Genomic DNA, 12004 nt, shown 5'->3' on the forward strand with positions numbered 1-12004 from the left:
TCGGATGGACGACGGGGGCCAGCAGATGTCCACCAGCCCCCGCAAGGGTACGACGAATCGTCGTTACCGCATACTCACAGGTCGCGTCACTGGTCGCGGAACCGCACGATCTTGACGAACTCGTCCGCGTCCAGCGAGGCTCCGCCGACCAGGGCGCCGTCGATGTCGGCCTGCGCCATGATCTCGGCCACGTTTCCGGCCTTGACGGAGCCGCCGTACTGGATGCGGACCTTGTCGGCCAGCTCTTGCGTGTACAGCTCGGCGATCTTGCCGCGGATGGCGGCGCAGACCTCCTGGGCGTCCTCGGCGCCGCAGACCTTGCCGGTGCCGATGGCCCAGACGGGCTCGTAGGCGATCACGATGGTCTCGGCCTGCTCGGCCGGGAGGTCCTTCAGACCGCCCTCGACCTGCGCGAGCGTGTGACCGACGTGGTTGCCCGCCTCGCGGACCGGCAGCTCCTCGCCGACACACAGGATCGGGGTCAGGGCGTGCCGGAAAGCGGCCTTGACCTTGGCGTTCACCAGCTCGTCGGTCTCGTTGTGGTACTGGCGGCGCTCGGAGTGGCCGATGGCCACGTAGGTGCACTTCAGCTTGGCCAGCATCGGGCCCGAGATCTCGCCGGTGTAGGCGCCGGAGTCGTGCGCCGAGATGTCCTGGGCGCCGTACTTGATCTTGAGCTTGTCGCCGTCGACCAGGGTCTGCACGGAGCGCAGGTCGGTGAAGGGCGGCAGGACGGCGACCTCGACGGCCTCGTAGTCCTTGTCGGCCAGGGCGAAGGCGAGCTTCTGGACGTGCGCGATGGCCTCGAGGTGGTTGAGGTTCATCTTCCAGTTGCCCGCCATCAGCGGCGTGCGCGTGCTCATGTAGGTCAGTCCTCCAGTGCGGCGAGGCCGGGGAGCGTCTTGCCCTCGAGGTATTCGAGGGAGGCGCCGCCACCGGTCGAGATGTGGCCGAATGCCTTCTCGTCGAAGCCGAGCGTACGCACGGCCGCGGCGGAGTCGCCGCCGCCGACGACGGTGAAGCCCTTCGATCCGACGAGGGCCTGGGCGACCGCCTTGGTGCCCTCGGCGTAGTCGGGGTGCTCGAAGACGCCCATGGGACCGTTCCAGAAGACGGTCTCGGCGTCGGCGAGCTTCGCGGCGTACAGCTCGCGGGTCTTCGGGCCGATGTCCAGGCCCTCGTGGTCGGCGGGGATCTTGTCCGCGTCGACCACGGTGTTCTCGGTCGGAGCCTTGGCCTTCAGGTCCGGGAATTCCCGGGCGACCACGACGTCCACGGGAAGCAGCAGCTCGACGCCCTGCTTCTCAGCGCGCTCCATGTACTCGAGGACGGCCGGCACCTGGTCCTCCTGGAGGAGGGAGATGCCGACCTCGTAGCCCTTGGCCTTGAGGAAGGTGTAGGCCATGCCGCCGCCGATGAGGAGGCGGTCGGCCTTGGCGAGCAGCTCGTCGATGACGGCGAGCTTGTCGGAGACCTTGGCGCCGCCGAGCGCGACGACGTAGGGGCGCTTGACATCCTCGGTGAGCTTCTTGAGGACGCCGACCTCGGTGGCGATGAGGTAGCCGGCGTAGTGCGGCAGCCGGGCCGGGAGATCGTACACGGAGGCGTGCTTGCGGTGCACGGCACCGAAGCCGTCGCCGACGTAGACGTCCGCGAGGGCGGCCAGCTGGTCGGCGAAGGCGCCGCGCTCGGCGTCGTCCTTGGACGTCTCGCCGGCGTTGAAGCGCAGGTTCTCGATGACCGCGACCTGGCCGGGCTGCAGGCCGTTCACCACGTCGTGGGCGGCGGGGCCGACGGTGTCCTGGGCGAACGCGACCGGGGCGCCGAGGAGTTCACCGAGCCGCTCGGCGGCGGGCAGCAGCGAGAAGGCCGGGTCCGGGGCGCCCTTGGGGCGGCCCAGGTGCGAGGCGACGACCACCTTGGCGTCCGCGTCGGCGAGGGCCTTCACGGTGGGCAGGACGGCGCGGATACGGCCGTCGTCGGTGATCACGCCGTCGGCGAGCGGCACGTTGAGGTCGGCGCGGACGAAGACCCGCTTGCCGGCCACGCCTTCCGCGAGAAGTTCGTCGATGGTCTTCATGAGGGGACTCCTGAGGAGGGCTCTTGATCGTACGAGGGCTGGTCGACCGTACATAGAGGGTCGATCCGCACGTGCGTCAGGGCTCGGGCAGCGCGACGTTGCGCTGCCCGAGCCCTGCTGTCACATCAGGTGCCTGCTCTGCCGATCAGAGCTGGTTGCCGACGAAGACCGTGAGGTCGACGAGGCGGTTGGAGTAGCCCCACTCGTTGTCGTACCAGCCGATGATCTTCACGTTCTTGCCGTCCTGGACCATGGTCAGGGACGAGTCGAAGGTGCAGGACGCCGGGGCGTTGACGATGTCGGAGGAGACGATCGGGTCCTCGGTGTAGTCGAGGAGGCCCTTGAGCTCGCCCTCGGCGGCCTTCTGGAAGGCGGCGTTGACCTCTTCCTTGGTGACCTCACGGCCGAGCTCGACGACGAGGTCGGTGACCGAGCCGGTCGGGACCGGGACGCGCATCGCGATGCCGTCCAGCTTGCCCTTGAGCTGCGGGAGCACCAGGGCGGTGGCCTTGGCGGCGCCCGTCGTGGTCGGGATGATGTTCTCGGCGGCGGCACGAGCGCGGCGCAGGTCCTTGTGCGGGAAGTCCAGGATGCGCTGGTCGTTCGTGTACGCGTGCACCGTGGTCATCAGACCCTTGACGATGCCGAAGTTCTCGTCGAGGACCTTCGCCATCGGCGCCACGCAGTTGGTGGTGCAGGAGGCGTTGGAGATGACGTGGTGGTTCGCCGGGTCGTACTTGTCCTGGTTGACGCCCATCACGATGGTGATGTCCTCGTCCTTGGCCGGAGCCGAGATGAGGACCTTCTTGGCGCCGCCGGCGATGTGCTTCGCGGCGTCTTCCTTCTTGGTGAAGATGCCGGTGGACTCGATGACGATGTCGACGCCGAGCTCGCCCCACGGGATGTCGGCGGGGTTGCGCTCGGACAGCACCTTGATGGTGTGGCCGTCGACGGTGATGGTGTCGGCGGTGTGGGACACCTCCTGCTTAAGCCGGCCCAGGATGGTGTCGTACTTCAGCAGGTGCGCGGTGGTCGCGGTGTCACCCAGGTCGTTGACAGCCACGATCTCGATGTCTGCGCCCTGCTCCAGCAGCGCGCGGAAGTAATTGCGACCGATACGACCGAAGCCGTTGATGCCTACGCGGATCGTCACGAACCGATCTCCTCGTTGGTACGCCGGCCATGCGGTGCCGGCGAGCTGTATTTGGGATGTCCCCGACCACCCCCGACCCTACCTCCCTGAGGCCCCCGAGGTGACATCCAGATGCCTCATACGCGGCAGGGCGGTCCGTACCCGTCAGTAGGGGTACGGACCGCCATTCTTCGGGGGGCCGATCGCCCCGCCATGTCAGGAAATGACGGTGCCTCTCAGCGGTGTTGTCACTCGTTCGTGAGCGGGTCGGCTCACTTGTCGAGTGACGCCAGCGCCTTCTTGACCAGTGCCGTCCGGTCGGCCGCCGCGGGAACCTGCTCCAGACCGAAGCCCAGCAGCACGGTGTCCTTCGTGGTGACCGCTCCATACGTCTTGAACAGGGCTCCGGTGCGCGTCCAGTCCTTCAGGACCGCCGGACTGCCGGCGGGCGGTCCGGCCACGCTCCAGGGGCCCAGCGACGACTCGAAGCCCTCGGTCTCCTTCGCCGTACCGCCGACCACCAGCGAGGTCTCGTCGGCGAGGACGCCGTGGCCGCCGCTGCCGGGGTCGGTGATGTAGCTGAGGGAGACCTGGACGGACTTGCCCGCGTAGGCGCTCAGGTCGAAGCCGACCTGCTGCCAGCCGCTGGAGCTGCCGGTGAGGCTGTGCCAGGAGCCGGTGGTGCCGGTCGCCGTGCAGGCGTTGTCCGCGAGCGTCAGATAGTGCTTGAGCCACGGGTGCTCGCCGATCAGGAATCCGGCCCCGCACTCCGCCGGGACGGCGGCGCTGGTGGCGCCGCCCGCCTCCGGCAGGGTCGTCCAGTCGTCCGCGCCGACGGTGTGCGCCTCGACCACGGCGTGGTCGTAGCCGGGCTCGGTGTCCCACAGCAGCCGGGTGCTCAGGGTCGGCTTGTCGGCGGCACTGACGCCGGTGAGGTCGATGGTGCGGGTCAGGCGCTTGTAGGCGTCGTCGGTGTGCACCGCGGCGGCCATGGAGGAGCCCGCGTACGGCCCGTACGGGTTGACGGTCCCGGCGAACCGGCCCGCCCCCGCGCTGGCGAACTGCGGGTACCTGTCCACGGACAGCTCGTCGGAGGTGACGCCGTAGGCGCCCGCCTTGTCGAGCGGATTGCCGGGCGCGTCGCCGAGCGCGCCGGCGTAGCCGTCGAGGTTTCCGGAGCCGGTGAAGCCGGTGGCTCCGGGGATCGACGTGCGCGAGTAGGCGCCCAGGTAGTACTGGCTGAAGTCGTTCGACGGGGTGCCGTCGGCGAGTTTCACGCTGCCGCCGGCCAGTTCGCCGGCCTCGATCAGCCTGCCGCCCTCGTTGAGGTAGGCGCGCAGCTGGAGCTGGGTGGCGTTGCCGGGACCGCTCGCACCGGAGTAGTGGACGACGGTCCTGAAGTACTTCAGCACGCCGAGCGCGTCGGGCGCGCCCTGTGTGGCGACGTCCCAGACGATCGCCTTGCGGCCGTTCGCCCTCAGCGCGTCCACGTACTTCTGGGCCTGTGTGGCGGCCGCACCCTCCTCGGCGACCACGAGGGTGTCGGCCCTGGGCCGCTCGGCGACGGTGTAGGTGAAGTGCGGGCCGGTGACCTTCCTGCCGCTCCTGGCCCGGCCGGTGAACCACACCTCGACCTTGTCGCCCGGTCTGCCGTCCTCGACCTTGGCCCGGTACTCGTCGAAGTAGAGGTTGTCCTCGCCGCCGTAGGTCTCGCCGCCCTTCCAGGGCCTGAGTGCCCGGTCGTGCGTACGGCCGCCGTTGACGCGGTACTTGAGCTCCTTGTCGCGCACGGACTTCCGTACGACGACCGAGACCTGCTGGTCGGCGCCGCGCGAGTACGACGTGGAGAACGTCGCCGGGGTGAAGTCGGCGGCGCTCAGGCCGACCGAGGAGACCGGCTGGTCGGGGTGGGCGGCGGTCTCGGCGACGGAGAGCGCGAACGGGACGTTCTTCTGGAACTCCTGCTGGATCAGCTTCTCGTCGTCGGGGAAGTTGAAGACCGACGGGCAGTCGGAGGCCTTCCAGGCGTCGTCGGGGTCGAGGTCCGACGCGGTCTGGCAGGTCGACATCTCGGGGGTGAACATCGCCATGCCGTTGACGTTGGACGCGTGACCGTCCGCCTCCCCGTTGGTGGTGTACAGCTCCGAGGAGACCTGCGGGTGGTAACCCGGGACCGCGGAGTGGTCGGGTGTGCCGGCGAGTGCCTTGTAGAGGACGTCGTCCGGGGTCGGGGTGGCCACCTGCCAGCCGACGCCGTAGAGCAGGAGCTCGGCGGCCGAGTGGTAGTTGATGCCGTAGGTGAAGCCGACGCGCTTCTCGAAGCGGTCCAGTGCCCGTGTCTCGGGCTCGGAGGCGGGGCTCGCGCCGCGGTAGGTCTCGCTGGTGGGATTCGGCGACGAACCCTCGTCGTCGTAGCCCCATTTGTAGGCGAAGTTGCGGTTGAGGTCGACGCCGTCGCCGGTGGAGATGACGCCGTCGCCGTTGACGTCCCGCAGGTTCTTGCGCCACAGGCGGGTGCCGGCGTTCCGGAAGGTGTAGTCGTAGCCGTCGGGGTTGGCCGAGAGGACGAACCACAGCTCGGTCGAGTCGACGATCTTCTTGATCCGCTTGTCCGTCTTGTAGTGGTCCAGGTAGTAGTGCATCAGACGCCGTGTCATCTCCGGCGTGATCCACTCGCGCGCGTGCTGGTTGGACACGTACAGCACGGCGCGCTTCGAGCCGTCCTTCGACTTCTTCGCGTTCCTGGTCAGTTTGAGCGCGAGGATGTCCTGTCCGTCGACGGTCCTGCCGATGGACTCGACCTTGGTCAGGCCGGGGTTGGCCCGGGCGGTCCTGACGATCTCCTCCTTGAGTCCGCCGCTGCCGCTGTAGGGGCGGAACACGCCTTGGGACACGCCCTCGACACGCGCCTTTGCGCTGGCCGACAGTTTGTGCTCGGTGAGGGCGACGCCCTGCTTCTCGAGCTTCTGGGCCTGCTGGTCGGTGAGGTAGACCTCCACGGCGGTCCGGCCCTTTGCGGTCATCCGCTCACCGAGTTCATGACCGTCCTGGCCGGCCTGGAGCAGCAGAGGTAACTGCTGCTGGGTGACTTCGGCGCGGAAGACCTTGATCTCGGCGCCGTCGTCCGCGGCGGCCCTGCCGGAACTTCCGCTCTGTGCCTGGGCGATGGGTGCGAGGCCGGCTACGCCGAACAGGAGCGCGCCGACAGCGAGGATCGATCTCGCTCTACGTCTCATGAACCCCCCTAGCCTGGTCCGCCACAGCAGCGAACTCATGCCAGGCTCATGACAGTCCATGATCGAGTCAAGGGCGCCTCATGGCCATACGAAACGCCGGTGCCGACACCCGTTCGGGCGCCGGCACCGGCAGGTTGACGGTCCTTCAGTCACCCGGCCAGGTTGTCGGCCAGTTCCTCGGAGAGGTTGGCCTCGGTCCCCGGGATGCCCAGGTCGGAGGCGCGCTTGTCGGCCATCGCCAGCAGTCGGCGGATACGGCCCGCGACGGCGTCCTTGGTGAGCGGCGGGTCGGCGAGCGCACCCAGCTCCTCCAGGGAGGCCTGCTTGTGCTCCATGCGCAGCCGCCCGGCGGCCGCGAGGTGCTCGGGGACCTCGTCACCGAGGATCTCCAGGGCGCGCTGGACGCGAGCACCGGCGGCGACGGCCGCGCGCGCGGAGCGACGCAGGTTGGCATCGTCGAAGTTGGCGAGCCGGTTGGCCGTGGCCCGGACCTCGCGGCGCATCCGGCGCTCCTCCCAGGCCAGCACGGACTCGTGCGCGCCGAGGCGGGTCAGCAGGGCGCCGATCGCGTCACCGTCGCGGACGACGACCCGGTCCACGCCCCGGACCTCGCGGGCCTTCGCGGCGATCGACAGCCGGCGTGCGGCGCCGACCAGGGCGAGCGCGGCCTCCGGGCCCGGGCAGGTCACCTCCAGGGAGGAGGAGCGGCCGGGCTCGGTCAGCGAGCCGTGCGCCAGGAAGGCCCCGCGCCAGGCTGCCTCCGCGTCACAGGTGGCCCCGGAGACCACCTGCGGGGGCAGGCCACGGATCGGACGCCCCCGGCCGTCGACCAGTCCCGTCTGCCGGGCCAGCTGGTCGCCGCCCGCCACCACGCGCACGACATACCGCGAGCCGCGGCGCAGTCCGCCGGGCGCCATCACGATCAGCTCGGAGCTGTGGCCGAAGATCTCCAGGATGTCCCGCTTGAGGCGCCGGGCCGCCATCGCGGTGTCCAGCTCCGCCTCGATCACGATGCGCCCGCTCACCAGGTGAAGGCCGCCGGCGAACCGCAGGATGGCGGAGACCTCCGCCTTTCTGCAGCAGGTCCGGGTGACGGGGAGCCGGGAGATCTCGTCCTTCACCGCTGCCGTCATCGCCATGGGCCGATCCTTCCATGCATCCGAAAAATACGGTCGTACGCGGCGGCCAACAGCTCCGGGTCGTGCCGCGGAGAACCGTCGGTCCGGGCCACCGGCGCCAGCTCGACCGCGGCTCCGAGCCGCTCGGCGGCCTCGGTGAGCGAGTCGCGGTCGGGCACGGCGGCCTCGTCTGCCAGCACCACGTCCAGGGCGAGTTTAGGGGCGTGTCGCCCCAAAACCTCCAAATGACGCTGCGGGGAGAAACCATCGGTTTCTCCGGGCTGCGGAGCGAGGTTCAGCGAGAGCACCCGGCGCGCCTTCGTCTCCGTGAGGGCGTCCAGCAGCTCGGGCACCAGCAGATGCGGGATGACCGAGGAGAACCAGGAGCCGGGGCCGAGCACCACCCAGTCCGCGTCCAGGACCGCCTCGACGGCCTCGGGCACGGCGGGTGGGTCGTGCGGCACCAGGTGCACGGACTGCACCTCGCCGGGCGTGAGGGCGACGGTCGCCTGGCCCCGCACGGTGTCCACGTCCTCCGGCCGCTCCGGATCATGCCCCTTGACCAGGGCCTGGAGCTCCAGCGGCACGGCGGACATGGGCAGCACACGCCCATGCGCGCCCAGCAGCTTCCCGACCAGGTCGAGGGCCTGGACATGATCGCCGAGCTGCTCCCAGAGGGCCACGATCAGCAGGTTGCCCACCGCGTGGTCGTGCAGGTCGCCCTGGGAGGTGAAGCGGTGCTGGATGACCCGCGCCCAGGTCTGGCCCCAGTCGTCGTCGCCGCACAGCGCGGCCAGGGCCTTGCGCAGATCACCTGGCGGAAGCACACCCAGCTCGTCGCGCAGGCGCCCGCTGGAGCCGCCGTCGTCGGCCACGGTGACGACTGCCGTGAGGTCGCCGGTGATCCGGCGCAGTGCGGCGAGCGAGGCGGACAGGCCCATGCCGCCGCCGAGGGCGACCACCTTGGGCTGGGCGCCGCGCCGCGCGCGGGCGGGCGCCACGGGCCTCGGCGGGGCGGCCCGCGCGTGCCTCGGGAACCATCCGGCGCAGCCTGCTCAGCCGCGGAGTACGTGCCGTCATTCCCGTCCCATGTCCCGGTGCACGACCACCGTCTCCACGCCCTCGGCCGCGAGGCGCGCGGCGAGCTTCTCGGACATGGCGACCGAGCGGTGCTTGCCGCCGGTGCAGCCGATGGCGATGGTCACATAGCGCTTGCCCTCGCGGCGGTAGCCGGCGGCGATGAGCCGCAGCAGCTCGGCGTACCGGTCCAGGAACTCCTTGGCGCCGGGCTGGTTGAAGACGTACGCGGCGACCTCCTCGTTGAGGCCGGTGTACGGGCGCAGCTCCGGGACCCAGTGCGGGTTGGGCAGGAACCGCATGTCCGCGACCAGGTCGGCGTCGACCGGGAGGCCGTACTTGAAGCCGAACGACATCACGGTGGCCCGCAGCTCGGGCTCCTCGTCGCCGGCGAACTGGGCGTCCATCTTGGCGCGCAGCTCGTGCACGTTCAGGCTGGAGGTGTCGATCACCAGGTCGGCGTCACCGCGCAGCTCGCGCAGCAGCTCGCGTTCGGCGGCGATGCCGTCGACGATACGGCCGTCGCCCTGCAGCGGGTGCGGACGGCGGACGGACTCGAAGCGGCGCACCAGGGCCTCGTCGGAGGACTCCAGGAAGACGATGCGCCGGGTGACACCCTTGGTGTCGAGGTCGGCGAGGGACTGGCGCAGGTTGTCGAAGAAGCGGCGGCCGCGCACGTCGACGACGACCGCGATCCGCGCCACGTTCCCCTGGGAGCGCGCGCCGAGCTCCACCATGGTGGGGATGAGCGCGGGCGGCAGGTTGTCGACGACGAACCAGCCGAGGTCCTCCAGACACTTGGCGGCCGTGGACCGGCCCGCTCCGGACATGCCGGAGATGATCACCAGCTCGGGGATGGCCGCCTCGGGGACCCCGGCCGCCGCGATGTCCGTACTCACCTGTGCTCCGCTTTCCCCGGCGACGTCCTGTGCCGCCTGCCGCGGCTGTTCCTCGCCCGTTTCCGTGTGCGCCCGATCTCGCTCCGCTGTGGGCTGTTCTTCGTGCTCGGTCATCTCTCCTGCCCCCGTCGTTCGTCCGGGGCTCCCGCGGTCACGGGATCCCCCGAGGCGCCCGCCGTCGTTTCGGGTTCCTCGTCATCAATGATCTCTCCGGTCGCCGTGTTCACGGCGGGCGCGGCCGGGGCCGCCGCGGCCAGGGCCGCGGCAATGGTCTCGGCCGTCTTCCGGCCTATGCCGGGCACCTCCTGGATCTGCTCGATTGTGGCCGACCGCAGCTTCTTCACCGAACCGAAGTGCTTGATCAGCGCGTGCTTGCGGGTCTCGCCGAGGCCCGGCACCTCGTCCAGGGGACCCGCGCGGAAGCGCTTGGCGCGCTTGGCCCGCTGATAGGTGATCGCGAAGCGGTGCGCCTCGTCGCGGACGCGCTGGAGCAGATAGAGGCCTTCGCTGCTGCGGGGCAGAACGACCGGGTCGTCGTCGTCCGGCAGCCAGACCTCCTCCAGGCGCTTGGCGAGGCCGCAGACGGCGATGTCGTCGATGCCCAGCTCGTCCAGGGCCCGCTTGGCTGCCGCGACCTGCGGCTGTCCGCCGTCCACGACGACGAGCTGGGGCGGGTAGGCGAACTTCTTGGGACGGCCGTCGTCGTCCTTGAGGCCGTTGTCCGGCAGACCGTCGGTCCCGGCGTCGTCCTCCACCCACTCGCCGGTCCTCTCCTTCTCGGCGAGGTAGCGCCGGAAGCGGCGGGTGACCACCTCGTGCATGGAGCGGACGTCGTCCTGGCCCGCGAAGCCTTTGATCTGGAAGCGGCGGTACTCGCTCTTGCGCTGCAGGCCGTCCTCGAAGACGACCATGGAGGCCACGACGTCGTCGCCCTGGAGGTGCGAGATGTCGTAGCACTCGATCCTGAGGGGGGCGCTGTCCAGGTCGAGCGCGTCAGCGATCTCCTCCAGGGCACGCGAGCGCGTGGTGAGGTCGGAGGCGCGCTTGGTCTTGTGCAGGGCGAGCGCCTGCTGGGCGTTGCGCTCGACCGTCTCCATCAGGGCCCGCTTGTCGCCGCGCTGCGGGATGCGCAGCGACACGTTGGAGCCGCGGCGTCCGGTCAGCCACTCCTGGACGGGCTCGACCGGGTCGGGCAGGGCGGGGACGAGGACCTCCTTGGGGACGGCGTCCCCGGTCTCCTCGCCGTAGAGCTGCTGGAGGGCGTGCTCGACCAGGGCGGCGGTGGTGACCTCCTCGACCTTGTCGGTCACCCAGCCGCGCTGACCGCGCACGCGCCCGCCGCGCACATGGAAGATCTGGACGGCCGCCTCCAGCTCGTCCTCGGCGACGGCGATCAGGTCGGCGTCGGTCGCGTCGGCGAGCACGACCGCGTTCTTCTCCATGGCCTTCTTCAGCGCCTCGATGTCGTCGCGCAGGCGGGCGGCCCGCTCGTACTCCATCTCCTCGGCCGCCTCCGTCATCCGCTTCTCCAGGCGGCGGAGGTACGTGCCCGTCCGTCCGGCCATGAAGTCGCAGAACTCCTCCGCCAGTTCACGGTGCTCCTCGGCGGGGATCCGGCCCACACAGGGCGCCGAGCACTTGCCGATGTAGCCGAGCAGGCAGGGGCGTCCGGTGCGGGCGGCGTTCTTGAAGACGCCGGCCGAGCAGGTGCGTACGGGGAACACCCGCAGCAGCAGATCCACCGTGTCACGAATGGCCCAGGCGTGCCCGTACGGCCCGAAGTACCTCACGCCCTTCTTCTTGTGACCGCGCATCACCTGCACGCGGGGGAATTCCTCGTTCATCGTCACCGCGAGGTACGGGTAGCTCTTGTCGTCGCGGTACTTGACGTTGAACCGGGGGTCGAACTCCTTGATCCAGGAGTACTCCAGCTGCAGCGCCTCGACCTCCGTGGACACGACGGTCCACTCCACGGACGCGGCCGTGGTGACCATCGTCCGGGTACGCGGGTGGAGGCCGGCCAGGTCCTGGAAGTAGTTGGCCAGGCGCTGGCGCAGGCTCTTCGCCTTTCCGACGTAGATCACCCGGCGGTGCTCGTCTCGGAATTTGTACACCCCGGGAGAGTCCGGGATCTGTCCCGGCTTGGGGCGGTAGCTGGAGGGGTCGGCCATGTCTCACACCCTACTGGCGTGGGGTGACACTCCGGCGGGGCTGTGGACAACGGCGGGGTTGTGGACAAAGGCGAGGTTGTGACAGCGACGGGATTGTGGACGACGCAGCCAGGGTGCCGCTCACCGAGCGTGAGGGCGCCGTCGGTGCCCGACCGCGGGCAGGCCCCCCGTACTCCCCCGCACAGCGGGGTCACGGCTCGGCCAGGTGGCGTCGCGGTTGGACACGGGGTGTTGTCGGGGCTTGGTCAACACGCTTCAATGCGGGGGAACTCGGGGCCGTGAACGACGGCG

Annotated in this window: 7 protein-coding genes and 1 pseudogene; all 8 read right to left on the reverse strand. The window is 69.9% G+C overall.

What is annotated here, in order from left to right; translation table 11 throughout:
* Positions 1 to 86 precede the first annotated feature (86 nt).
* A complete protein-coding gene (gene tpiA / locus N8I87_RS09920) occupies positions 87 to 863 on the reverse strand; it encodes a triose-phosphate isomerase (RefSeq protein WP_263207464.1) in 777 nt (258 codons plus the stop codon).
* A gap of 5 nt (positions 864 to 868) precedes the next feature.
* Positions 869 to 2080: a phosphoglycerate kinase gene (locus tag N8I87_RS09925; RefSeq protein ID WP_263207466.1), complete on the reverse strand. Its 1212-nt coding sequence runs from the start codon at positions 2078 to 2080 to the stop codon at positions 869 to 871.
* A 145-nt stretch (positions 2081 to 2225) separates the two neighbouring features.
* Positions 2226 to 3233, reverse strand: a complete 1008-nt coding sequence (gene gap, locus N8I87_RS09930) for a type I glyceraldehyde-3-phosphate dehydrogenase (RefSeq protein WP_263207468.1) — start codon at positions 3231 to 3233, stop codon at positions 2226 to 2228.
* 251 nt (positions 3234 to 3484) lie between these two features.
* Entirely contained in the window at positions 3485 to 6448 is a 2964-nt protein-coding gene (locus N8I87_RS09935) for a M14 family metallopeptidase (protein WP_263207470.1), read from the reverse strand.
* Positions 6449 to 6597: 149 nt separating this feature from the next.
* Entirely contained in the window at positions 6598 to 7587 is a 990-nt protein-coding gene (whiA, locus tag N8I87_RS09940) for a DNA-binding protein WhiA (protein ID WP_030642347.1), read from the reverse strand.
* A pseudogene (locus N8I87_RS09945) lies at positions 7578 to 8646 on the reverse strand (gluconeogenesis factor YvcK family protein). The gene whiA and the pseudogene N8I87_RS09945 overlap by 10 nt, the downstream one beginning before the upstream one ends.
* Positions 8643 to 9656 carry an RNase adapter RapZ gene (rapZ, locus tag N8I87_RS09950; protein ID WP_263207474.1) on the reverse strand — a complete coding sequence of 338 codons (1014 nt, stop codon included), beginning with the start codon at positions 9654 to 9656 and terminating at the stop codon, positions 8643 to 8645. The pseudogene N8I87_RS09945 and the gene rapZ overlap by 4 nt, the downstream one beginning before the upstream one ends.
* The gene (gene uvrC, locus N8I87_RS09955; protein WP_263207476.1) at positions 9653 to 11713 is read right to left on the reverse strand and encodes an excinuclease ABC subunit UvrC; all 2061 of its coding nucleotides are present in this window, start codon (positions 11711 to 11713) and stop codon (positions 9653 to 9655) included. The genes rapZ and uvrC overlap by 4 nt, the downstream gene beginning before the upstream one ends.
* Between the last annotated feature and the right edge of the window lie 291 nt (positions 11714 to 12004).

This window comes from Streptomyces sp. HUAS 15-9 (genome assembly GCF_025642155.1).
GTDB lineage: Bacteria > Actinomycetota > Actinomycetes > Streptomycetales > Streptomycetaceae > Streptomyces.

What these genes read in the sequence shown, in the direction of transcription:
- rapZ (WP_263207474.1), bottom strand. Translation starts at nt 9,656, where the DNA reads ATGACCGAGCACGAAGAACAGCCCACAGCGGAGCGAGATCGGGCGCAC.
- uvrC (WP_263207476.1), bottom strand. Translation starts at nt 11,713, where the DNA reads ATGGCCGACCCCTCCAGCTACCGCCCCAAGCCGGGACAGATCCCGGAC.
- tpiA (WP_263207464.1), bottom strand. Translation starts at nt 863, where the DNA reads ATGAGCACGCGCACGCCGCTGATGGCGGGCAACTGGAAGATGAACCTC.
- N8I87_RS09925 (WP_263207466.1), bottom strand. Translation starts at nt 2,080, where the DNA reads ATGAAGACCATCGACGAACTTCTCGCGGAAGGCGTGGCCGGCAAGCGG.
- N8I87_RS09935 (WP_263207470.1), bottom strand. Translation starts at nt 6,448, where the DNA reads ATGAGACGTAGAGCGAGATCGATCCTCGCTGTCGGCGCGCTCCTGTTC.
- whiA (WP_030642347.1), bottom strand. Translation starts at nt 7,587, where the DNA reads ATGGCGATGACGGCAGCGGTGAAGGACGAGATCTCCCGGCTCCCCGTC.